The organism is Blautia sp. AF26-2, assembly GCF_003460955.1.
Lineage (GTDB): Bacteria > Bacillota > Clostridia > Lachnospirales > Lachnospiraceae > Fusicatenibacter > Fusicatenibacter saccharivorans.
The window spans coordinates 24,991-48,905 of record NZ_QTWD01000010.1; the positions used below are offsets into that span (position 1 = coordinate 24,991).

At 49.7% G+C, this 23,915-nt stretch carries 16 protein-coding genes and 2 tRNA genes; 4 read left to right on the plus strand and 14 right to left on the minus strand.

The genetic code is table 11. The features are described 5' to 3' along the window. Positions 1-8 precede the first annotated feature (8 nt). Complete coding sequence (gene gmk, locus DWY63_RS13250) at positions 9-623, minus strand: guanylate kinase (RefSeq protein ID WP_022461423.1); 615 nt, start codon at positions 621-623, stop codon at positions 9-11. Continuing rightward, entirely contained in the window at positions 616-894 is a 279-nt protein-coding gene (locus DWY63_RS13255; RefSeq protein ID WP_055218332.1) for a DUF370 domain-containing protein, read from the minus strand. Before DWY63_RS13255 ends, gmk begins: the two co-directional genes overlap by 8 nt. Before the next feature lie 151 nt (positions 895-1,045). Between DWY63_RS13255 and DWY63_RS13260 the strand changes: the two genes are divergently transcribed. Next, a complete protein-coding gene (locus tag DWY63_RS13260; RefSeq protein ID WP_117802406.1) occupies positions 1,046-2,788 on the plus strand; it encodes an Rqc2 family fibronectin-binding protein in 1,743 nt (580 codons plus the stop codon). A 215-nt stretch (positions 2,789-3,003) separates the two neighbouring features. Continuing rightward, positions 3,004-5,472: a cation-translocating P-type ATPase gene (locus DWY63_RS13265; RefSeq protein WP_117802407.1), complete on the plus strand. Its 2,469-nt coding sequence runs from the start codon at positions 3,004-3,006 to the stop codon at positions 5,470-5,472. A 90-nt stretch (positions 5,473-5,562) separates the two neighbouring features. Here the strand turns inward: DWY63_RS13265 and DWY63_RS13270 are convergent, their stop codons facing one another. From DWY63_RS13270 to DWY63_RS13280, 3 genes are all read right to left on the minus strand, one after another. After that, positions 5,563-6,126 (minus strand): TIGR01440 family protein, encoded by a 564-nt coding sequence (locus tag DWY63_RS13270; protein ID WP_117802408.1) that lies wholly within the window; start codon positions 6,124-6,126, stop codon positions 5,563-5,565. Between the two features lie 94 nt (positions 6,127-6,220). Then, complete coding sequence (gene leuS, locus DWY63_RS13275; protein WP_117802409.1) at positions 6,221-8,626, minus strand: leucine--tRNA ligase; 2,406 nt, start codon at positions 8,624-8,626, stop codon at positions 6,221-6,223. A 233-nt stretch (positions 8,627-8,859) separates the two neighbouring features. Beyond that, a complete protein-coding gene (locus tag DWY63_RS13280) occupies positions 8,860-10,950 on the minus strand; it encodes an elongation factor G (protein WP_022461417.1) in 2,091 nt (696 codons plus the stop codon). A 398-nt stretch (positions 10,951-11,348) separates the two neighbouring features. Between DWY63_RS13280 and DWY63_RS13285 the strand changes: the two genes are divergently transcribed. After that, a complete protein-coding gene (locus tag DWY63_RS13285) occupies positions 11,349-12,461 on the plus strand; it encodes a prephenate dehydrogenase (protein WP_055265977.1) in 1,113 nt (370 codons plus the stop codon). 34 nt (positions 12,462-12,495) lie between these two features. Continuing rightward, positions 12,496-13,779, plus strand: a complete 1,284-nt coding sequence (aroA, locus tag DWY63_RS13290; protein WP_022461415.1) for a 3-phosphoshikimate 1-carboxyvinyltransferase — start codon at positions 12,496-12,498, stop codon at positions 13,777-13,779. Between the two features lie 61 nt (positions 13,780-13,840). Here aroA and DWY63_RS13295 read toward each other — a convergent pair whose 3' ends face one another. The 9 genes from DWY63_RS13295 to DWY63_RS13335 all read right to left on the minus strand — a co-directional run bounded on the left by DWY63_RS13295 (position 13,841) and on the right by DWY63_RS13335 (position 23,846). After that, a complete protein-coding gene (locus DWY63_RS13295) occupies positions 13,841-14,752 on the minus strand; it encodes a phosphatidylserine decarboxylase (RefSeq protein ID WP_243001889.1) in 912 nt (303 codons plus the stop codon). Beyond that, complete coding sequence (locus DWY63_RS13300; RefSeq protein ID WP_022461413.1) at positions 14,749-15,384, minus strand: CDP-alcohol phosphatidyltransferase family protein; 636 nt, start codon at positions 15,382-15,384, stop codon at positions 14,749-14,751. Before DWY63_RS13300 ends, DWY63_RS13295 begins: the two co-directional genes overlap by 4 nt. Continuing rightward, a complete protein-coding gene (locus tag DWY63_RS13305; RefSeq protein ID WP_022461412.1) occupies positions 15,368-16,429 on the minus strand; it encodes a lysylphosphatidylglycerol synthase transmembrane domain-containing protein in 1,062 nt (353 codons plus the stop codon). Before DWY63_RS13305 ends, DWY63_RS13300 begins: the two co-directional genes overlap by 17 nt. Next, positions 16,419-17,093 carry a phosphatase PAP2 family protein gene (locus DWY63_RS13310; RefSeq protein WP_179973098.1) on the minus strand — a complete coding sequence of 225 codons (675 nt, stop codon included), beginning with the start codon at positions 17,091-17,093 and terminating at the stop codon, positions 16,419-16,421. The genes DWY63_RS13305 and DWY63_RS13310 overlap by 11 nt, the downstream gene beginning before the upstream one ends. 228 nt (positions 17,094-17,321) lie before the next feature. After that, positions 17,322-18,347, minus strand: coding sequence for a tRNA preQ1(34) S-adenosylmethionine ribosyltransferase-isomerase QueA (gene queA / locus DWY63_RS13315; RefSeq protein ID WP_022461410.1), 1,026 nt, complete (start codon positions 18,345-18,347; stop codon positions 17,322-17,324). A gap of 146 nt (positions 18,348-18,493) precedes the next feature. Then, positions 18,494-22,435, minus strand: coding sequence for an AAA family ATPase (locus tag DWY63_RS13320; RefSeq protein ID WP_117802411.1), 3,942 nt, complete (start codon positions 22,433-22,435; stop codon positions 18,494-18,496). Then, entirely contained in the window at positions 22,432-23,616 is a 1,185-nt protein-coding gene (locus DWY63_RS13325) for an exonuclease SbcCD subunit D (protein ID WP_319638363.1), read from the minus strand. The genes DWY63_RS13320 and DWY63_RS13325 overlap by 4 nt, the downstream gene beginning before the upstream one ends. Before the next feature lie 63 nt (positions 23,617-23,679). Further along, positions 23,680-23,753: transfer RNA gene (locus DWY63_RS13330), tRNA-Met, on the minus strand. A 20-nt stretch (positions 23,754-23,773) separates the two neighbouring features. Continuing rightward, positions 23,774-23,846, minus strand: a tRNA-Val gene (locus DWY63_RS13335). Between the last annotated feature and the right edge of the window lie 69 nt (positions 23,847-23,915).

Sequence of the window (23,915 nt, forward strand, 5' to 3'; positions counted from 1 at the left end):
GCTCCTTTCTATTTTTCCAGACTTTTTTTCATCTGTTCGATAAAGTCTTTCTGGTTGCTGCTCATGAAATGCTGGCTCTGAATGGTCTCATGCATCTGTTTTACGCAGGTTTCGAGGTCGTCGTTGATCAGGACATAATCGTACTGGTCCATGCCCTGTGCTTCCTCTTTTGCACGCTCCATTCTGCCTTTGATGACTTCTTCTGTTTCCGTTCCGCGTCCCCGGAGGCGTCGTTCCAGCTCCTCGGCGGTCGGCGGTGTGATGAACACAAGAAGGGTGTCCGGACGTTTTTCCTTGACCTGAAGTGCTCCCTGGATTTCAATCTCAAGCAGAACATCTTTTCCGGCATCCAGCTGCTCCTCTACGTATGCCTTCGGCGTTCCGTAGGAATGTTTTACGTAACGCGCATACTCGAGGAAGGCATCCTCTTCTACCATGCGGTCAAACTCTTCTTCTGTACGGAAAAAGTACGATACGCCGTCTTCCTCGCCCGGACGCGGGTCTCTTGTGGTGACGGAGATGGACAGCGCATAGTTGTCGTACTCCTCCATCAGGCGTTTCATCAGTGTTCCTTTTCCTGCTCCGGAAAAACCGGATACTACAGTAAGTATTCCTCTACTCATTTTCAGATTCCCCTCGCTCTTTTTCTGTTTCCCAGCCGCCGTTGAATCTGCGGCTGATCGTTTCCGGCTGCAAAGCCGAAAGGATGATAAATTCTTCTCCGGTGATGAGCACTGCTTTCGTGCGTCTTCCCTGCGTCGCATCGATGATGCGGTTGCTTTCCTTTGCACGCTGCACCATACGCTTGACGGGCGCCGCCTCGGGACTCACCACTGCTATTATTTTATCCGAATTTACGACATTGCCGAATCCGATGTTGATCAGTTTTGCCACAATCCGTCCTTTCCTGTACCTTCTGAAGTCTTTTTCAGAAAATACATCTACCCATACAGATTTATTATAATTCATTCAGAAAGCCTAGTCAAATCTTTTTTTCTGTATTATAATGAAAATACCAGAATTTCAAACAAAGGAGATATTTTCTATGGCTTTTGATGGAATTACCATTGCAAATATTGCACAGGAACTGAATCAGACCATCGTCGGCGGAAAGATCAACAAGATCGCACAGCCGGAAAACGACGAGCTGATGATTACAATAAAAAACAACCGTACCGTTTACCGTCTTCTCCTCTCGGCAAGTGCTTCGCTTCCGCTGATCTACCTGACGGACAACAATAAGCCCGGCCCGATGACCGCACCGAATTTCTGTATGCTGCTCCGCAAACACATCGGCAGCGCCCGCATTCTCTCCGTTACCCAGCCGGGACTCGAGCGTATTCTTATTTTTGAGCTCGAGCATTTGAACGAACTCGGCGATATCTGCCGCAAGAAGCTGATTGTGGAGATCATGGGAAAACACAGCAACCTGATCTTCTGTCAGGAGGACAATACGATCCTTGACAGTATCAAACATATTTCCGCCAACATGAGTTCTGTCCGTGAGGTTCTTCCGGGCCGCACCTGGTTCATTCCGCACACGCAGGATAAGAAAGATCCGCTCACGATCACAGAAGAAGAATTTTTCGATTTCGTCTGCACGAAACCAATGGCTGCCGCAAAGGCAATCTACACTTCCCTTACCGGCTTCAGCCCGCTGATGGCGGAGGAAGTCTGCTGCCGCGCCGGCATCGACGGCGGATTTGCGGTCAATGCACTCGAAGAAAATGCGAAGCTTCATCTGTTCCGCACCTTCTCTTATCTGATTGAGGATATCAAAAACGGCGCATTTACGCCGAACATCGTATACCAGGGCGATGAGCCGAAAGAATTTTCCGCACTGAAACTGACGCAGTATCAGGATTTGCAGGAGGAAACATACGATTCGATCTCCGGTGTACTGGAAACATACTATGCCATGAAAAACCGCATCACCCGTATCCGTCAGAAATCTTCCGATCTGCGCCGTGTCGTCAATACCGCACTCGAACGGAATGTCAAAAAATACGACCTGCAGCAGAAGCAGTTAAAAGACACCGACAAGCGGGAAAAATACCGGATTTACGGTGAGCTTTTAAATACGTACGGCTACAGCTGCCAGCCGGGCGATACTTCGCTGAAAGCCGTCAATTACTATAACGGCGAGGAAATCACGATTCCGCTCGACGGAACGCTCTCTGCCGGCGAAAATGCGAAAAAATACTTCGACCGCTACGGAAAGCTGAAGCGGACCCGTGAGGCACTCGAGGAACTTCTTGTCGAGACGAAAGAGGAAATCGACCATCTCGAATCCATCAGCACGGCGCTTGATATTGCGCTCGATGAGGCGGATCTGGTGCAGTTAAAAGAAGAGCTGATCGAGTACGGCTACATCCGCCGCAAGGGACCGACAGGGAAAAAGCAGAAAATCACCTCCCATCCGTTCCACTACCGCTCTTCCGAGGGCTTTGACATTTATGTCGGCAAGAACAACTTCCAGAACGAGGAACTTTCGTTTAAATTCGCCTCCGGCAACGACTGGTGGTTCCACGCGAAAGGCCAGCCGGGCAGCCATGTCATCGTAAAGACGAACGGTAAAGAGCTGCCGGATTCCGTCTACGAAGAGGCCGCTGCTCTCGCCGCCTATTACTCGAAAGGCAGACAGGCACCGAAGGTGGAAATCGACTACACCTTAAAGAAAAACCTGCGCAAACCAAACGGAAGCAAACCGGGCTTCGTTGTTTATTACACCAATTACTCCATGATGGCGGAGCCGAACATCCGCAATCTTCAGGAAGTACAGGACTAAATTCAGAATACAAAAGACTTTTCGCACATTCCTATCTGTTCCTCTTTGCGAAAAGTCTTTTTTTCGTAAAATTTAATACTTCCTTCATTTCTTTTTCGATGCTCTATGGTATACTTCTTAGTATGGAAAAAGATTCCAGACGTGATCTTTTTCAAACAAACCACAGTGAGGCTGTCTCTTCTTTATCAGGACGGCCGGAGAGGAATATAACTGTTATGAACAAAACAATTCCCGAAATCATTCACCGCCGTGTTCCAACGACGCGTTATGAGGCAGACCCTTCCGAAGGCCTTTCCGCCGAGCAGGTTGCCGAGTACCGCGAGAACGGCTGGACCAACCGCGCGGTGGAACCTCCGTCCAAGACAACGGCCGAGATCGTCAAGAGCAATGTCTGTACGTATTTCAACCTGATTTTTCTGATTATTGCCATCTTTCTGATCCTTGCCGGTTCGTTCCGGGATCTTACGTTTCTGCCGGTCATCATCGCGAACACGCTGATCGGTATTGTACAGGAGATCAAGGCGAAAAAGACGCTGGAAAAGCTGTCTGTTTTAAACGCGCCGAAGGCTACTGCGATCCGTGACGGGGCTGAGGTAACACTCGCCGCGGAGGATCTCGTACTCGATGATATTGTTGTATTTACCGCAGGAAAACAGATCTGCGCTGATGCCGTCGTGCTTGAAGGTGAGGTACAGGTCAACGAATCGCTGCTTACCGGTGAATCCGATGAGATTACCAAGCGCCCGGGCGACGAGCTGATGTCCGGAAGTTTTATCGTCTCCGGAAGCTGCAAGAGCCGTCTGACCCAGGTCGGTGAAGATTCCTACATTTCCCGTCTGACCCTCGAGGCAAAGGCCATGAAAGAGGGCGAACAGTCCGAGATGATCCGCTCCCTCAACAAGCTGGTAAAGGTTGTCGGCATTCTGATCATTCCGATCGGTCTTCTGCTCTTCGGCCAGCAGTTTTTCGTCTCCCACGAAACGTTCCGTGAGAGCATTACCTCGATGGTGGCCGCCGTGCTCGGCATGATCCCAGAAGGTCTTTACCTGCTTGCAAGCGTTGCCCTTGCCGTCAGCGTTATGCGGCTGGCTTCGCAGAAGGTTCTCGTGCATGATATGAAATGTATCGAGACGCTGGCTCGCGTCAACGTGCTCTGTGTCGATAAGACGGGAACCATCACCGAGACAAATATGAAAGTACATGATCTGATTCTGGTCGGCTCCAGTTCAGTCCCTGATACAGAATCCGGCAAAAATGCTCCCGCACTGCAGAAAGAAGAGCTTTCCCTTGCGGTCGGTGATTTCGCATCTGCCATGTCAAACGACAACATTACTATGGCGGCACTGAAAGAATATTTTGAAGACAGCAACGGCAAAACTGCCGTTTCGATGACTTCGTTCTCCTCGGAATTCAAGTATTCCAGTGTGACATTTTCGGATGTCTCCTACGTGCTCGGTGCCCCGGAGTTCGTTCTCCGCGATGATTTTGCACGCTATCAGAGTGAAATTGAAGCGTATACCTCAAAGGGATTCCGTCTCCTCGTCTTCGGCACATCCGAAACTGTACCGAATGGAAAAGCACTCTCCGGCCGTGTCACGCCGCTTGGCTACGTGCTTCTCTCCAATCCGATCCGAAAAGAAGCACCGGAAACGTTCCGCTACTTCGAAGATCAGGGTGTCCATGTCAAGGTCATCTCCGGTGATACTCCGGTAACGGTATCTGAGGTTGCCCGCCAGGCAGGGATTGCACACGCAGAGGATTATATTGATGCTTCCACTCTAAAGACACCGGAAGAGCTCGAAGAAGCAATCCTGAAATACACCGTGTTCGGCCGTGTCACACCAGACCAAAAACGCCAGTTTGTCCAGGCTTTAAAGAAAAACGGCAAGACCGTTGCGATGACCGGCGATGGTGTCAACGATGTGCTCGCATTAAAGGATGCCGACTGCTCCGTTGCGATGGCATCCGGAAGTGACGCTGCCGCACAGGCTGCACAGCTCGTTCTGCTGGACAACGACTTTTCGAAGATGCCTTCTGTCGTACTGGAAGGCCGCCGCGTTGTCAACAACCTGCAGCGCTCGGGAACGCTGTTCCTGGTAAAGAACATTTTCTCGTTCCTGCTGTCCATCTTCTCACTGATCTCGATGGTGACGTATCCGCTGGAGCCGTCCCAGATCTCGCTGATCAGTATGTTTACGATCGGTATTCCAGGCTTCCTGCTCTCGCTAATGCCGAACAAAAACCGGATCGCGGGCCACTTTATCACGAACATTCTGACACGGGCCCTGCCTGCGGCGCTGACCGACTTTTTGATGGTCGCAACACTCGTCGTCTTCGGCCAGGAATTTGCGGTCGGCTCGGAAGATATTTCGACCGCTGCCACCGTACTGCTCGCCATTGTCGGTTTTATGATTCTCTACCGGATCAGCAAGCCGCTCAACTGGATGCGCTGGACGATCCTGATCGGCTCGATTATTGCCTTCATTTTCTGCAGTACCTATCTGAACCAGCTGTTCGCCATTTCTGATATGTCCAGAAAATGTATCATGCTGCTGGTCGTATTCTCTGTCGCAACAGAGCCGGTTCTGCGATATTTGAGCATCCTCGTGGATTCCATTTCCTCTTTTTACCGAAAGCAGAAAATTTTCTTCCTGCGAAAACGGGAAGCGAGAAAAGCGAAATAAAACGTAAAACCAAACATCAAAAATGCCGTACAGCGTTGGAAATTTTTCCTCCGCCTGTACGACATTTTTTGATTTACCAATCACAGTTTCTTACTTTCTCATCTCCGGATCTTCCGTGTAATGCGTCCGCTCGCCGCCGATGTATTTCGGTCTTGTCCGCGCGCAGACAACGTGCGCATCTCCGATCGTTTTCTGCGATACCCGGACCGGAACGGCTACTGCCTTCAGCTGCATGCCGATCAGCACATCACCGATATCAATACCTGCATGCGCCTGCACACGCTCTACGGTGACAGCGTCCTCCAATCCATAGTATGCCGCCATCGCAAACGATCCGCCGCCATGCAGCCACGGTACCGCGCAGACCGGCTCGTAACCGTATTTTTCTGCCGCCGCACGCTCCAGAACAACCGCGCGGTTCAGATGCTCACAGCACTGCGCCGCCAGATACAGCCCGTGCTCCTTCGTACACGCATACAGCGCCTCAAACACCGCCTGCCCGATCTCCTGGCTGGAATCCGTTCCGAGCTTACTGTTGTGAATTTCACTCGAAGAACATCCCACTACCAGAATCTGTCCCGGTTTCATCTGCGCCGTCGTAATCAGCTCCTCTGCGACGGCACGCGCTTCCTGTCTGATTGTTTCAAGATCCATTTTGTATCCCTCCTTGCTAAACAGCAATATTTATGCAAAAGGAGACTGACTCTTTTTCCAAGAATCAGCCTCCTTTCTTCAGCTTACATAATTATTATTTCTGAACAATATTCACAATTCTTCCCGGTACGTAAATTTCTTTTACGATGTTTCCGGTCAGTTTGTCTGCAACTGCCTCTTTTGCAGCGGCGATTGCGGTCTCTTTATCTGCATCTTTGGCGATTTTGATCGTTCCGCGCATTTTGCCGTTGATCTGAACAGCGATCTCGGCTACTGCCTCTACGGTCTTCTCCTCGTCAAACTCCGGCCATGCGGTCTGATACAGACGACCTTCATATCCAAGGTCTGCCCACAGTTCCTCGGTCATATGCGGTGCAACCGGATTCAGCAGGATCAGAAGGGTTTCGAACTCTTTTCTCGTTACTTTTCCGGCTTTGTAGAACTCGTTGACCAGGGTCATCATGGCTGCGATCGCTGTGTTGTATTTCAGGGACTCATAGTCGCTGGATACTTTCTTGATGGTCTGGTGCATTTTGGACTCCAGCTCTTTGGAGTAGGAATCTCCGTCTACCAGGCTGTCCTGCAGTTTCCATACACGCTCGAGGAAACGACGGCATCCTTTTACGCCTTCCTGAGACCAGGATGCGCTTAAGTCGAAGGCACCGATGAACATCTCGTACGTACGCAGGGTATCTGCACCAAACTCAGCTACGATATCATCCGGGTTGACAACGTTTCCACGGGATTTACTCATCTTCTCGCCGTTCTCGCCGAGGATCATTCCGTGGGAAGTACGTTTCTGATACGGTTCCGGGCAGGTAACTACGCCCTGATCGTACAGGAATTTATGCCAGAAACGGGAATACAGAAGGTGAAGGGTGGTATGCTCCATTCCTCCGTTGTACCAGTCAACCGGCAGCCAGTATTTCATAGCTTCTTTGCTTGCCAGAGCCTCTTTGTTCTTCGGATCGGTATAGCGGATGTAATACCAGGAAGAACCAGCCCACTGCGGCATGGTATCGGTCTCACGTTTTGCAGGTCCTCCGCAGCACGGGCAGGTGGTGTTGACCCAGTCTGTCATGGCAGCCAGCGGAGACTCGCCGTTATCGGTCGGCATGTAGCTCTCTACATCCGGCAGCTCCAGCGGAAGGGATTCTTCCGGAACCGGAACATAACCGCATTTGTCGCAGTGTACGATCGGAATCGGCTCACCCCAGTAACGCTGACGGGAGAATACCCAGTCACGCAGCTTATAGTTTGTTTTTGCTTTTCCAACGTGGTTCTCTTCGAGCCACTCAAGAATTTTCTTTTTTGCTTCCGCAACGGAAAGTCCGTTCAGGAAACCGGAGTTGACAAGAGTTCCCTCTGCAACGTCGGTGTAAACTTCGTTCTGTACGTCGCCGCCTGCAACAACCTCGATGATCGGCATGTTGAATTTCTTTGCGAACTCCCAGTCACGCTCATCGTGTGCCGGTACTGCCATGATGGCGCCGGTGCCGTAGCTCATCAGTACATAATCGGAAATCCAGATCGGGATCTCTTTTCCATTAACCGGGTTGACTGCGGAAAGTCCGTCGATCATAACACCGGTCTTGTCTTTTGCAAGCTCGGAACGCTCGAAATCGGATTTTCTGGCTGCCATCTCACGGTATGCGCAGACCTCATCCCAGTTCTTGATCTCATCTTTGTACTGGTCGATGTACGGATGCTCCGGGGAGAGTACCATGTACGTAACACCGAACAGGGTATCCGGGCGTGTGGTGTAGATAGTCAGCTTCTCCGGTTTATCTTTCAGGGAGAAATCAACCTCTGCTCCGTGGGAACGTCCGATCCAGTTTTTCTGGGAAGTTTTGACACGCTCAATATAGTCAACGCCGTCCAGACCGTCGATCAGCTTGTCTGCATACTCGGTGATCTTCAGCATCCACTCGCTCTTTACTTTGCGGACAACCGGACTTCCGCAGCGCTCGCACACGCCGTTTACAACTTCCTCGTTTGCAAGGCCTACCTTACAGGAAGTACACCAGTTGATCGGCATCTCTTTTTTATATGCCAGTCCGGCTTTGAAAAGTTTCAGGAAAATCCACTGGGTCCAGTGATAGTATTCCGGATCCGTCGTGTTGATCTCTCTTTCCCAGTCGAAGGAATATCCAAGAGACTGAAGCTGGTCTTTGAAGTGATGTACGTTGTTTTTGGTAACGATCTTCGGATGAATGTGGTTTTTGATCGCATAGTTCTCCGTTGGAAGACCAAATGCATCCCAGCCCATCGGATACAGAACGTTGTAACCCTGCATTCTGCGCTTTCTGGCTACGATATCCAGTGCGGTGTACGGACGCGGATGGCCTACGTGAAGTCCCTGTCCTGACGGATACGGGAACTCAACGAGTGCATAGTATTTTGGTTTTGTATAATCATCTGTGGCGGCAAAGGCTTTCTCGTCCTGCCAGATCTTCTGCCACTTTTTCTCAATGTTCTGTGGCTCATATCTTTTACTCATGGGTAACCTCCTGCATGTTCAAGTTCAAAGTTCTTTTTTCTCACACTGCCGCATAGGACAGCATGCACATTTGAACATATAGCTGTATTCTATCACTCTTTCCCTGTTTTTACAATTTATTTTTTCCTATATCCTCCGTTTTTCTTCAAAAACCGCAGAAAAATCCGGTTTCCGGGCGAATTCTGCTCCCGAAACCGGATTTTCTCTGTTTTATCACACTATTTTATAAAGCTTTATTCTTCTGCTTTTTCAACCTTCGAAGCTCTTGCCTCAATCTCTTTTGCCTGGATATCGGACGGAGCCTGCTCATATCTCGCAAACTCATAGGAGAAATCACCGCTTCCGCCTGTCATGGAGCGGAGTGTTGTGCCGTATCCGTAGATCTCAAGTTCCGGAACATCAGCCTCGATAATCGTATGGCCCTTGTGATCCGGATTCATGCCGAGCACACGGCCGCGGCGTTTGTTGAGATCGCCCATGATATCGCCGGTGTATTTATCGTCTACAGTGATCTTCATCGAAACGATCGGCTCAAGGAGAACCGGGGATGCTTCCATAAAGCCTTTCTTGAACGCCTGGATCGCTGCGGTCTTGAATGCCATCTCGGAGGAGTCTACCGGATGATAAGAACCATCATACAGAACGGCTTTGACGCCGACTACCGGATAAGCAGCCAGAGGGCCTTTCTGTACGGCTTCCTGGATACCTTTTTCAACAGCCGGGAAGTAGTTCTTCGGAACGGCGCCGCCGACAACTTCCTGCTCGAAAACGTATGGTTTCTCGAGATCTCCGGAAGCGGAGAAGCGCATTTTTACATGACCGTACTGGCCGTGGCCGCCGGACTGTTTTTTGTATTTTGCTTCTACATCCGAATTTTTGCGGATCGTCTCGCGGAAGGCTACCTTCGGACGGGACAGCTCTACTTCTACTTTGTAGCGCTCCAGCAGCTTGCTGACGATAATATCGATGTGCTGGTCGCCCATGCCGTACAGCAATGTCTGATGGTTTGCAGAATCATTGACTGCCTTCATAGTCAGGTCTTCCTGCATCATCTTGGCAAATGCCTGGGAGATCTTATCTACATCGGCTTTGTTCTTCGGTTTATATCGTTTTGCGGTGTACGGAGTCGAAACATCCGGTTTTCCGTAGCGGACCTGATTGTTCTTTGTAGCAAGGGAATCGCCGGTTCTTGCATCGCCGAGTTTTGCGATGGCACCGATATCTCCTGCATGAAGCTCCGGTACTTCGATCGGCTTGGAGCCTTCGAGCACGTACAGCTTGCTCAGTTTTTCTTCGGATTCCTGATCTACATTATAGAGCACATCATCGCTTTTAATAACGCCGGAGCAAACCTTAATCATTGAATATTTTCCAAGGAACGGATCCACGATCGTCTTGAAAATGGTCGCGCTCTTCGGTTTCGCGAAGTCGTAATTTGCCTCGAAAATTTCGTTCGTATTGAGATTGATGCCGGCACACGGACGGGTGGACGGATCCGGGAAGTATCCGCAGATATCATCCAGAAGGTTCGATACGCCCTGCAGATTGACCGGGGAGCCCATGCATACCGGAACGATGGTGCCGTCTCCTACGTTCATGGCAAGCGCTGCGGAAATCTCTGCTACCGAGAACTCTTCTCCGCCAAAGTAGCGGTCCATAAACTCTTCACTTGTTTCTGCCACGGATTCCATCAGGGTTTCACGGTACTTCTCCAGATATTCTACGGAGTAATCCGGAATCGGGCATTCTTCTTTTTTATCTTTTTCGATATATCTGCGGCCTTTGTTCTTTACAATATTGATATATCCTACAAATTTACCGTTTTCACGCAGAGGCATATGAAGCGGTGCGATTCGTTTTCCGTACAGTTCGGTGAGCTGCTCAACGACTTCTCGGTAGCTGACATCGTCCTGATCCATTTCCGTTACGAAGATCATACGCGGAAGATTGTATTTCTCGCAGAGTTCCCATGCTTTCTGGGTTCCGACCTGCACGCCGGCCTTTCCGGATACCACGATTACAGCGGCATCTGCTGCGGAAGCGGCTTCCTGTGCTTCTCCTACGAAATCAAACATTCCAGGAGTATCCAGAACATTGATCTTATTTTTCCCCCATACGACCGGGACAAGCGTTGTGGAAATAGAGCATTTGCGCTTGATTTCTTCTTTGTCAAAATCGCTGACGGTATTTCCGTCTGTCACTTTTCCGAGACGGTTTGTCATACCGGAAAGATAAGCCATAGCTTCGGTCAGACTTGTCTTTCCGGAGCCGCTGTGCCCCAGCAGCACCACATTTCTGATTCGGTCAGTTCTAAAAACGTCCATATGTAATACCTCCCATGTAAGTAAATTTGCAGATTGCAAGGCCGCTCTTATTCGCCTTTCTGCTTTTTATCAAGATTCACGTCTTCCGTTCCTCTTATCATAGTCACTATTCTACTAAAGTTTTTGCTTTTTTGCAAGTATATTATTCATATTTCACAATATATTTCTGAATTTTTAAATTTTATATGTATTTTAGCTGGTTATTCTGCCCTTCTTCCGCTTTTCTGTCTGGCTTTTCTGTGGAATCTGTCAGATTTTGCAAAACAAGCAAAATTGCTGCCTTTCAAAAATGCTTTGTCGCTTTAAAGTAAGAAATCTTTGACATTTGATTTCAGATGCTTTACAATGTCTTTTATACGATTTACCTACGAAAATTGTCAGAAAGGACTACTTGAATTATGTGTGATACATCCGAAAAAATCTGTATCGGCTTTATCGGCCTTGGCCTCATCGGCGGCTCCATTGCAAAAACCCTCAGAAAGGTTCACCCGGAGTATAAACTGATGGCCTACTGCCGCACCAAAGCGACGATCGAAGAGGCAATTCAGGAAGGCGTGATTGATATCGCGCTGGAAGAACGGGACGACCGCTTTGCCGACTGTGACTATATCTTCTTATGTGCTCCTGTCAGCACCAACATCTCCTATCTTCCGTTCGTGAAAGGCATCGCAAAACCGGGCTGTATCATCACAGACGTCGGAAGTGTAAAAGGAGAAATCCATCAGGCTGTTGAGACCCTCGGCATGACGCACCAGTTTATCGGCGGCCATCCGATGGCAGGCTCCGAAAAGACGGGATATTCCAGCGCCACCGATTACCTGCTGGAAAATGCTTACTATATGATTACACCCGGACCAGATGTTGAGATCGCGACAGTTTCCGCTTTCGTTGATCTTGTCCAGTCCTTAAAGGCGATCCCGATGGTTTTAACATACGAAGAGCACGACTACATCACCGCAGGTGTCAGTCATCTGCCGCATATCGTTGCCGCTACCCTGGTCAATGCACTCGCATCCCTGGACACACCGGAAGAGCAGATGAAAACCGTTGCTGCAGGCGGCTTCAAGGACATCACCCGCATCGCTTCCTCCTCCCCGGAGGTATGGCAGCAGATCTGTCTCTCAAACCAGAAGCAGCTTTCGAATGTGCTGGATTCCTATATCCGCCTTCTCGTCCAGGCAAAATACCTGGTTGACAACAAAAAAGGTCACGAGCTCTACAATATGTTTGAGAGTTCCCGCGAATACCGGAATTCCATGGAAGATTCTTCCTATGGACCGACAAAGAAAGAATACGTCGTTTACTGCGACCTGCTCGATGAAGCCGGCGGAATCGCAGCCGTTACAACAATTCTTGCCATCAACCAGATCAGTATTAAAAATATCGGCATTACGCATAACCGCGAGTTCGAAGAGGGTGCTCTCCGCATTGAATTTTATGAAGAGCAGGCAGGCATTCTTGCCCGGAAGGTCTTAAAAGACCATGGCTATACCATTCATATCCGCAATTAAAAGCGCGTATATCTTGACAGGAGGAAGTTACGTTATGCAGTTCCAGAAAGCAGTACGTCCTCTGCGCGGAGAAATCTCCGTGCCGGGCGATAAATCCATTTCCCACCGCGCCGTCATGTTCGGTGCCATTTCAGAGGGAACCACAGAAGTCACAAACTTTTTACAGGGTGCCGACTGTCTCTCCACCATCTCCTGCTTCCGCAGTATGGGCATTGAGATCGAGAACACGCCGGAGCGCATCCTCGTTCATGGAAAAGGCCTGCACGGGCTTTCGGCTCCGTCCGCCGTTCTCGACTGCGGAAACAGTGGAACAACGACACGCCTGATCTCCGGCATTCTTGCCGGCCAGAACTTTTCCAGTACACTGACCGGTGACGCCTCCATTCAGAAACGGCCGATGGGACGCATCATCAATCCGCTGACCCAGATGGGCGCTTCCATCCGCAGTATTCCGGAAAACGGCTGTGCGCCGCTTGCGATCAACGGCCATCCGCTCCACGCCATCTCCTATCTTTCGCCGGTCGCATCCGCACAGGTCAAATCGTGTGTCCTGCTTGCCGGACTGTATGCTGACGGAAAAACAAGCGTTACCGAACCGGCTCTTTCCAGAAACCATACGGAGCTGATGCTGAAATTCTTCGGCGCCGACGTTGCCTCCGAAGGGCTGACCGCATCGGTTCTGCCGGACCCGGATCTCCATGGAAATCTCGTCCGTGTGCCGGGAGATATTTCCTCCGCCGCCTACTTCATCGCCGCCGCGCTGATAGTTCCAGGCTCTGAGGTGCTCCTGAAAAATGTCGGCATCAACCCGACCCGCGACGGTATGCTCCGCGTCTGCCGCGCCATGGGTGCTGACATCACACTTCTGAATGAGCAGAACTCCGGCGGAGAACCGGTTGCAGACCTTCTCGTGCGCTATACGCCGTCTCTTTCCGGCACCGTCATCGAGGGCGAACTGATCCCGACCCTGATCGATGAAATCCCGATCATCGCGGTTCTTGCCGCCACAGCGAACGGTACAACCGTGATCCGGAATGCGGAGGAGCTGAAAGTCAAAGAATCGAACCGTCTTGATATCATGGTAAACGAACTCACCGCGATGGGTGTTTCCCTGGAAGGCACGGACGACGGCATGATCATTGAGGGCGGAAAACCGTTCCACGGCGCCCAAATCGACAGCCGCCTCGACCACCGCATTGCGATGTCGTTTGCAATCGCTTCGCTTGCCGCAGAGACACCGACGGAAATCCTGCGCGCCGGCTGTGTGGATATCTCGTATCCGACATTCTACCAGGATCTGGCACGGCTGCAGGCATAAAAAACGTTTAAACAAAAAATGGATTGTGAAGATCATTTCCTCACAATCCATTTTTTTGCTTTTACCCTGTTCTTCCGGCCGTTCCAACCGTTTCTCCCTGCCGTACCCGCGTTTCGATTCCAAGCCGCGAATAATTCCAGATCCGTTTTTCCGGCACTGCGCTTCCCTTCTGTGCCAGAACGATCACTGTCGAACCACCGAAGGCAAAATAGCCTTTCTCTTCGCCGCGCTGTACACGTCTCGCCGCTCCGGCATTTTCATTGACAATCTTTCCGACCATCATCGCGCCGACCTCCATCTGCAGCAGTGTGCCGAAATTTGCGGACTGCAGCAGCGTGTAGGTTCTCGTATTTTCTTTATAGATCGGGCAAAAATCATTCGCCGCCGGATTGACCGTGTGGAGCACACCCTCAATCCGCCGTTCCGTCGAGCAGACGCCGTCATCCACAAAGAGATACCGGTGATAATCGTCCACGGAAAGCCGGAACAGAAATAACGTTCCGCCCTCATACCGTTTTGCCAGCTTCCGGTCGCGCAGAAGCTGTTCCAGCGTATATTCTGTGTTCTTGATCTCAAACTTCCCGTTCTCATGAATCGGATAAACCGTAAGCCGCGCATCACACGGGCTGATAAAATCCTGCGGCGCATTGGAAAACGGACGTGCATCCATTTTCAGCTTCCGCACAAAGAAATCATTGAACGAGATAAACTGCTTTGCGGTACATTCCTTCAGTGAAATATGATTTTTCTTTACAAACGGTGCAACCAGCGGCACCGATAAGCGGCTGTCCAGAAAGCAGCCTGCCGCACGAGATACAAATGACTGAACCAGCGGCTGCATCGCGGCTCTTCCGGCGGCATGGCTGTACATCATGTGCAGAAAACGGTCCTGCAGATCATTTTCCTCGCGGATCAGATCAAGCTTTGGATGATTTTTCCCCTGTTTTCGGTAAGGATAAGCGCAGAGTCTCAAATCGTTCTTCCTCCCTTCCAGATCAGAAGTCCGCGGAGCACAGCCACTCCAACGACCGCTACCAGCACAGCAAGCTCTTTATTCGTCGGCTTGCGGAAGCGGAAATCCGTGATAAATAGAACACCGACCGCCAGCACCAGCAGATGCAGCCAGATTAGAAAGTATCCGCGGCAGAGCGGCGCAAAGACGAACAGCAGCGGCAAAGCCACTGACATCGAGGTAATCGGCAGTCCCTGGTAATATTTCCGGTTCTCCGAAGTTTCATTCTGACGCTTCTCTTCCATTACGTTAAAATATCCCAGACGGATCACGCCCGCAAGACCGTAGAAAATAAGAATCGGAATGCTGTAAAAATGTGTCATGCCAAGCTCATAGCAGAGCACGATCGGAAAGACGCCGAAACAAACCACATCGCAGAGCGAATCGATCTGAATGCCGAACCGCTTTTCATCTTCGGTCCTGTTTTTCTTCGTCCGCGCAATTTTTCCATCGAACATATCGCACAGTCCGGAAAAAGCAAGACAAAAAATCGCCCAGTTAAAGTGCCCCCGCGTTGCAAGAAAAATGCCGCTGATGGACGATGCAAAGCTGATATATGTTAATATTACGGTATAATCATAGAACCCTATCATATGTAGTTCCCCCTCTTTTTTCTCTTTTCGTATTCCCGATCGTAAGCTGTGCGACGATGGTAAAGACTGCACTCACCAGCAGTTCCCCGTAGTAGCCGAGCCCTCTGGAAAGCACCATTGCCGGAAGAAGCAGCGTGCTTCCAAAGACCGGCGGGAAAATTTTCAGGAACAGTGTCTCGCTGATTCCCATTCCTCCCGGAAGCGGCAGCATGTCAACCGATACGGAAATGACCGCCTGCAGCAGCACAATGGTGATAAAGGAAACGCCTGATAAATGGAAGGCGCGGTATACAAACCATGTTGCTGCAAATAAAGCAAACCTCTGTGCAAAGGTAATCGCAAGGACATTGACCAGCACCATTTTGTGGGTGCCAAGATACGCTGCCGTATTCTGGTAGACTTCCATGGAAGCTTCCAGTTTTTTCAGGCGGCTTTCTTTTCGTTTCATCAAATGCAGTTTTTCCACGATTTTCAGTCCCAAAACCAGAATTGTCCGCGCAAGCGCCGGATGAAAAACCAGAATAAGCATGGCTGTGACACAGAAGACATTCAGACCGATTCCCAGATAGAAAACCGGAAGGATTTCCGTCAGATACCGGTGCAGGAAGCCCTGTCCGAACAGAACAAGCCCAAGTCCCACCACGACCAGCACCGCTTTGTAGGTGATCGTGACGATCATCAGAATCACCGTTGATACCGGAAGAGATATTTTCTCCTTTTTCATATAGTAGAGCTGCATCGGCTGGCCGCCGCTTGCGGACGGTGTGATACAGCTGAAAAAGAATCCGACGGAAGAAAACAGAAAACATGTCCGCTTCTTCACCGGAATCTGGAAGGAATGCATCATGTACCAGATGATGATCGATTCTCCCCAGATAAAAAACACGACACAGAACAGTCCCGGCAACAGCCACCGCACATCTGCCCGCCGCATTGCTTCCATCATTGCGCCAAGGTCTTCGCCGTGGAAAACACCGTATATCGTCAACGCAAAAATCACAACGAGAAAAACGGTATTCACGATCATTTTTTTCTTACTCTGCACGGCGTTTCCACCTCCTTCGTTCCAATATCATGCCATACCATGCACCAAGATGCGTGCGTCCCGCGATCTGCCACGTCACTTCTGCCAGAAGCGCTCCGCCAATCACATCTGCAATCACATGCTGCTTCGTTGTCAGCGTAGAGACAAACACGGCAAGTGCCGCCCAGAAAGAGAACCGCTGATACCAGCGCGGAATCTCCCGTCTGCTGCGGACTGCGATATAGCAGAACCAGCTGTTCAGGCAGTGAATCGATGGGAACAAATTGTCCGCCGCATCCATCTGGTAGAGCAAGGCAAGCATCTGATTCCAGAATCCCTGTTCCGGGATCGACGGCCTTACGTTCGTTGTCGGCAGCAGCAGATAAAATGCCATACAGACAAGCCGCGCCAGAACATCTGCTGCAAAGAACCGCCAGACAAATTCTTTCTCTCTGCTTGCGGCAATCAGATAATTTACAATCCAGACCAGATAACAGCCAAAATAAATCACGATCGTCCACGGGATCACCGGGATCTGCTGGTCCAGCACCGTTTCTATATTGTAATGTTTCCACGAACTGGTGAACGGCCGCGTTCCAAAATAAGCGATAAAATTCGCTGTCAGCGTCAGAATTAGCGGTAGGATACCATAGTATGGAAACTTTCTTCTCTCGTCTCTCTTCAAAATCCGTCCTCCCTTGTCTCAAACACGTATCAGTATACGCAAAAACATTCCCTGACACAACCCAGTTCCGCTCGTTTTTAGAAACCTTAATAAAATCTTCTGTTTTTCGGCAGGGAAAAAGAAAGATTTAGAAGATTCGCAGAGAAAAAAACGACCATATAGGGCTTCACGGGTGTTCCTATATGGTCGTTTTCTTTCAGCATCGTATTTTTGTCATAAACGAATTTTTTATTCAATCATCATGGCATCGCCGAAGGAGAAAAAGCGGTATTTTTCTCTTACAGCCTCTTCATAAGCTGCCATAATATGCTCTTTTCCAGCCAGTGCCGATACCAGCATCACCAGTGTGGACTCCGGCAGATGGAAATTGGTGATCAGTCCGTCGATCATCTTGAAGCGGTAACCCGGATAGATAAAGATCTCGGTCCAGCCGCTTCCGGCTTTTAAAATGCCGTCCTCGCCGGTTGCCGACTCCAGAGTACGGCAGCTCGTTGTTCCGACTGCGATCACACGGCCGCCTGCTGCTTTCGTATCGTTGATCAGTTTTGCCTGATCTTCTTCTACCACATAGAACTCAGAGTGCATGTGATGCTGGGTGACATCCTCCACTTTCACCGGACGGAAGGTGCCAAGGCCGACATGCAGGGTTACATGGGCGATCTTTACACCAGCATCCTGCACCTGCTGCAAAAGCTCTTTCGTAAAATGCAGTCCGGCGGTCGGAGCTGCTGCGGAGCCTTCGTGTTTTGCGTATACCGTCTGATAACGGTTCTTGTCCTGCAGTTTGTGTGTGATATACGGCGGCAGCGGCATTTCACCAAGCTGATCCAGAATTTCTTCAAAAATGCCTTCATAGTGGAACTGGATCAGGCGGTTTCCTTCATCCACGATATCGACTACTTCGCCTGTCAGAATTCCGTCTCCAAAGGAGATTACGGTTCCGACCTTGCATTTTTTGCCCGGTTTTACCAGCGTTTCCCAGATGTCATTTTCTTTTCTCTTTAAAAGAAGAATCTCAATTGCCGCATCCGTTCCGACCTTGGAACCATAAAGACGCGCCGGAATTACCTTCGTATCATTGATAACCAGACAGTCGCCTGGTTTCAGATACTGCAGAATATCACGGAAATGACCATGCTTATATTCACCTGTCGTTTTATCCAGATGCATCAGGCGGGAAGCGCTGCGGTCTTCCAATGGATCCTGTGCAATCAGTTCTTTTGGCAGATCATAATAAAAATCTGATGTTTTCATTTGTTTCCTCCATTCTATGGCAGCCGGCATGATTCGCCGGATTTGCTCTGTTCATTCAACTTTTTTTGCCCAGCGGATCCATTATAGCATTTTCCGTACTTTCTGACAAGGAATTCTCTCGAATCCCAATCATCTCCTGTTGTGGTCTACTCGATCACTGCCCGGCTTCCTACACCATCCCGGCTTCGATTTTTCGTCACAATGATTTTTTTCTCAATCCGCTCTTTTAACTTGGGCACATGAGAAATAATTCCGACCAGACAGTTTCCATCCGCCAGACCTTCCAGTGCTTTCACCGCCTGATTCAGGGACTCTTCATCGAGAGAACCAAAACCTTCGTCCACAAACATGGAATCTAACCGGATTCCTCCTGCATACGACTGAATTTCATCTGACAGGCCAAGTGCCAGCGAAAGCGATGCCTGAAACGATTCGCCGCCGGAGAGCGTGCGGACACTCCGCTCCGTTCCGTTATAATGGTCAATCACATTCAGTTCCAATCCGGCTTTTTCTTTCTTATTCGTGCCGTCTTCCTGCCGTTTCAGCTCATACTGTCCCTGGCTCATCGTCAGGAAACGCACATTGGCTTTTCGCAGAATCCGGTCAAAATACGCCATCTGCACATACGTTTCCAGTTCAATCTTTTGCTTTCCGCTCACATTTCCACATGCGGTATCCGCAAGCGCATTGACCCATTTGTACTCTTCTTCCACGGTCTGCATCTGACTTTGCTGATTCCGAATGGCATCATATGTGTTCTGATTCGTATTTGCCGCGTGATACTGCTCGTTATAACGCTGATCCAGAACCTGTTTCTGTTCGGAAAGTCCCCTTAAATCTTCTTGTAATTCTATTTCTGACGGGAGTGGCTGTTCCTGTGAATCCGCTGTTTCTAACGCCTGAATCGCCGTAAGCGCCGCCTGTACTTCCGTCAGTTTTTTCTGTATGGCATCCAGTTCCTCTTTTGCTGTTTTCTGTGCTTCTTCCAGCCGTTCTTTCTGTGCTTCCCAGGCTGCAATATGTTCCAGAAGTTCTGTTTCTTCTTTTCCCGCAAGCTGCGCCTCTTTTTCCCGGATCTTTTCCAGCAGTGCTTTTCTTTCAGCCTTTTGTTCCGTTTCCCGCAGCTCTTTTTTGCGAATTTCCTGTTCTCTTTGCTCCGTTTTCTGTGTTTCTTCCTGGATTTCCTGTCGGATCTTTTTCAGTTCCTCCTGTTCTGCAAGAATACATTGTTTCTGTTCTGTCAGTTCTTTTCGCTTTTGTTTCAGCCAGTGCTGTTCCCATACAGACCGAATCCACAGTTCTCTTTCCGCATCTGCAAGTTTTTCTGCGATTTCCGATCCCGTAAATTCATTTATCTGTTTTTTCACCGTTTCTGCACTTACCAGATCCTTCAGCTGCTCCTTCCCATCTCCAGGCCTGCCTTCGGATTTCGCTCCTGTTTTCTGCTGATCCTGTTCTGCCCAGATCGCTCTCTGCTCTTCCAGATTTTCCAGCAGTTTCTCTTCTTGTTCCTTCCATCTCTTCCGATCGCTTTGCAGTACTTCAAGACGGCTCCGCACCTTCTGCAGCCGCTCATGATCCTCTTTCCGCTCAGCTTCCGCTTTTTTCTGCCGTGCGATACATTCTGCACGGCGGCTCACCTTTGCCCGCGTGGCAGCAATCTCTCCCTCACACTGTTTCTGTCTGTTTTTCCGGAAGGAAATCACCTGGGCAATCTGATCAGCCAGGGAGTTTCTGTCCTCGCTCTCCCCCGGACCCTTTCTTTGCGCAGGATTCTTTTTCTCCATAAAAGCAGTCGTTTTTTGCGCCTCCGCAATTTCTTTTTCCAACTGTTCTTCCAGTGCTCTTTTGGTTCCTTCTGCCCGGCCAAGCTGTGTCTGTTCCGCTGCAATGGTCTTTTTTATGCTTTCCAGTCTTTTCTGCCGTTCTGTCTGTCTTTTTTCCAGTTCCGCATATTCCATCTGACGTACTTTCTGTGTTTCTTCTTCCTTCCGAAGCTGCTCTGCCTTCTCGACCGCTTCCTGTTGAAATAAAACATCCGGCATCTGTGAAAGTCGCTTCTGTTCGTGTTCTTTCTGACTCTCGGGCAGTTCTCTTAACAGCCATTCCGTTAGCTGTGCACGTTTTTCCTTTACCTGTCTGCGGCAGCTGCCCGCAGCCTCGCTTTGTCCCGCAGCTGCTTCCTCCTGCATCCGAAGTTCTTCTTTCTTGTGATCCAGCGTTTCTTTATCTGGCGTATGTTCTGCTCGTCTGGCAGGCTGCGGATGATGAATAGCGCCGCAGACCGGGCATGGTTCTCCCTCTGTCAGTTTTTCTGCCAGAATTCCCGCCTGTGCATCCAGAAATAAAGATTCCATCGCCTGATATGTTTCCCGTAAAGCATCTCTCTTTTTGATTTCACGCTGGTATGCACCTTGCTTTTCTTCCAGTTCTTTGCGTCCCTGCTCCCAGCTTTCCAGCAGATTTTCCAGCGTTTCCAGCTTCTGGTGGTATTTTTCCTGCAGCAGCGCGGCTCCGTCTCTTTCGGCCAGATGTTCTGCCGTTGTCGCGATATCCGCCTGTAAGTTCTCTTCTTCCTTTCGCAGTTGTGTCACCTGCGCGGCAATCTGCGTCCTTTCAGCCGTCGTTCTCTCCAGCCGTTTTTTCGTTTCTTCTAAAGTGTGGATTTTCTGTTCCAGATTTTTCTTTTCATCCAGCAGTTTTTCGCAGACCTGATCCTGCCCGGCCAGCCTTTCTGCCTCTTCGGCTGCCCTGGCCGCTGTCTCCTCTGTTTCTTTTATTTTTTTACAAAGAACGCTTTCCTCTTCTTTGTTTGCCGCTTCCTCTTTGACTGCGCCTGCAATTGTCTCGCAGTATGCTTCCATCTGCTGTATCTGCTCTGCGGCATACGCTTCTTTTTGTTCCGTCCGTGCAAGTTTCACCTCCGCATCAGAGAGACGTTCTTCCCGTGCTTTCTTCTGTTCCAGGACTTTTTTTGCACGCTCCTGCTCTGTCTGAAGCTGTTCTTTTGCTTCTGTTGCTGCCTGCAGTTCCTTTTGCAGCTGTGTCATTGCACTTTGCTCCTGCTGCACTTTTCGCAGCAGTTCCAGACACACTTTTTCTTCCCGAATCTGCTCTTCCAACTGCTTACAAATCTCTGCCTCTTTCTCTGCCTGCTCACTTCTCTTTTTCTTTTCTTCTTCCTTCGGAAGCAGAGTCTCCCATTCTTTTTCTTTCTGCTCTTTCTCTTTTTGTCTCGTCTGTCGCTCTTTTATTTTTCCCAAAAGCTGGTTTTTCTTTTCGATCTCTTCTTTTAGCGTACTCTGCTCGTCTTGCAGCGCCTTTAATTTCTCATCGTCCCATTCGATGCAGCGTGCAAGCAGTTCCATACCGCGCATAACCTGGCCGTCGAATTTATTTTTCTTCAGCCGGTCAACCTCTTTTTTCCATTCTGCCTCTTCCGGGCAGACAACATTGTCCAGATACTGGCTGATGCTGCGTTTCTTTTCATCGTATATTTTCCAGCGCTCCTTTGCTGCTTCCCGCAGGCGCTTCTGCAGCTCCTGATAAATCTCTGTGTGAAACATTTTCCGGAAAATTTCACTCCGATCCGCTGTTCCTGTCAGCAGAAGCTTCTGGAAATCTCCCTGCGCAATCATCGCAATCTGTCGGAACTGACGCTGATCCAGCCCGAGAAGTTCTGTCACTTTCTTTGTCACTTCCGAAGTTTTCGTAACCGGCTGCCGCTCATCCGGAAAAATCAGTTCTGCATTCGCTTTCTCCATCGTCATGCCCTGTCCGCGGTCCTTCGGGCGTAGATATTCCGGGTTTCTCTTTACCGTATAGTCCTTTCCCTGATACGTAAACGTAAGCTCTACGAAGGTACGCACCTCCGGTTTTGCATACTTACTGCGGAACATTTCGCCTTTCCGGATTTCACCGCTCGCTTCCCCGTAAAGCGCAAACGTGATGGCATCAAAAATCGTTGTTTTTCCAGCGCCGGTGTCCCCCGTAATCAGATACAGACCGCCGCCCAGCCGATCAAAATCAAGTTCCATCCGGTCCGCATACGGTCCGAATGCACTGATGACTAATTTCTTTGGTTTCATCCCTTCATCCCCCGTAACAATTCTTCCACCAGCGCTTCCTGCTGTGCGGTCATGCTCTGATTATTCTGTAATTCATAAAATTCCCGGAACAGTTCCAGTTCTGATTTTTCCTCCACTCGTTCCGCCGTGCCAATGTCTGCAGCAGACCGGGTTCTTTTGTTATCGTACTCCAGGCGCATCAGGTTCGGATAGATCGTTCGGAGTTTTGCCATTCCATCCGGCACATCTTCTTCATCCGTCAACGTCACCAGAAGGTAATCCTCGCAGTCGCTGTTCTCATAAAATCTTTTTGCCGTGACTTCCAGATACGTCCCCCGGATTTTCCTGAGATCGTGCAAGGGCTTTAATGGAATTGTTCTAAGCTCCACCGTTCCTTTTTCTTTTAATTCGATCACCGTAATCGTTTTTTCCTGTCCTGCTTCCGAAAAAGAATATTTCAGCGGCGAACCGCAATAGCGAACCGTGTCTCTTTCCACCTTCTGTGGGCTGTGGATGTGCCCCAGTGCAGCATAATCAAACTTTTCAAACAATTCTGCCGGAATCTGATCCAAGTCGCCAACCTGCAGTTCTTCTGCATCACATCGTTTTGCCCCGGTTACGAACTGGTGGGCCAGAATCACATTTCGATCCTGTTCATCAACCAGATCCTGTTCCAGTGCAATCCGAACTGCATCCGCTGTACACATTACTTCTTCCGCACGCTCCGGCAGGGCATGGCGCACCACCGCAGGCCGTAAAAACGGAAGCAGATGAATCCACACCGTGCCATACGCATCCTGCAGCGGAATTTTCTCTATCGTTCCATTGTATACCTTTGAAAAATAGATCCCGCTTTTTCCCATCAGGCTGGATCCAAATGCCAGACGCTCGGCGGAATCATGGTTTCCACTGATAATAAAAGTGGGAATCCGATTGGTGGAAAGCTCTGTCAGAAACGCGTCAAAAACCTGAACCGCTTCTGCACTTGGAATCGTACTGTCGTAAATATCTCCGGAAAGCAGTACACCATCTGGTCTCTCTCTTTTTGCAGTATGCAGAATCTGCGACAAAATGTACTTCTGATCCTCGATCATCGAAAATTCATTGACTCGCTTTCCGATGTGGAGATCGGATAAGTGGAATAATTTCATAAGCGCCTCCCTGTCATTTTCCATGGTATTGTAATCTGCAGGGCCCGCCACTGGCAGCCCCCTCCGAACGTAAAACAACAAAAGCCCCTGCTTTCGCAGGAGCTCTCTCTTTCGTAGCGAGAGGGGGATTCGAACCCTCGACACCGCGGGTATGAACCGCGTGCTCTAGCCAACTGAGCTATCTCGCCATACTATATTTTTAGAAGTATGGGGCCTACAGGGCTCGAACCTGTGACCCTCTGCTTGTAAGGCAGATGCTCTCCCAGCTGAGCTAAGACCCCATATCTGTTTTCTAGCAGTTCTTACGTCCTGCTGACAATATGTATATTAGCACGCTTTGTTCTGTTTGT

Coding starts and splice junctions, on each gene's coding strand:
- gmk (WP_022461423.1), bottom strand. CDS start 623: ATGAGTAGAGGAATACTTACTGTAGTATCCGGTTTTTCCGGAGCAGGA.
- DWY63_RS13260 (WP_117802406.1), top strand. CDS start 1,046: ATGGCTTTTGATGGAATTACCATTGCAAATATTGCACAGGAACTGAAT.
- DWY63_RS13265 (WP_117802407.1), top strand. CDS start 3,004: ATGAACAAAACAATTCCCGAAATCATTCACCGCCGTGTTCCAACGACG.
- DWY63_RS13270 (WP_117802408.1), bottom strand. CDS start 6,126: ATGGATCTTGAAACAATCAGACAGGAAGCGCGTGCCGTCGCAGAGGAG.
- leuS (WP_117802409.1), bottom strand. CDS start 8,626: ATGAGTAAAAGATATGAGCCACAGAACATTGAGAAAAAGTGGCAGAAG.
- DWY63_RS13280 (WP_022461417.1), bottom strand. CDS start 10,950: ATGGACGTTTTTAGAACTGACCGAATCAGAAATGTGGTGCTGCTGGGG.
- DWY63_RS13285 (WP_055265977.1), top strand. CDS start 11,349: ATGTGTGATACATCCGAAAAAATCTGTATCGGCTTTATCGGCCTTGGC.
- aroA (WP_022461415.1), top strand. CDS start 12,496: ATGCAGTTCCAGAAAGCAGTACGTCCTCTGCGCGGAGAAATCTCCGTG.
- DWY63_RS13300 (WP_022461413.1), bottom strand. CDS start 15,384: ATGATAGGGTTCTATGATTATACCGTAATATTAACATATATCAGCTTT.
- queA (WP_022461410.1), bottom strand. CDS start 18,347: ATGAAAACATCAGATTTTTATTATGATCTGCCAAAAGAACTGATTGCA.
- DWY63_RS13320 (WP_117802411.1), bottom strand. CDS start 22,435: ATGAAACCAAAGAAATTAGTCATCAGTGCATTCGGACCGTATGCGGAC.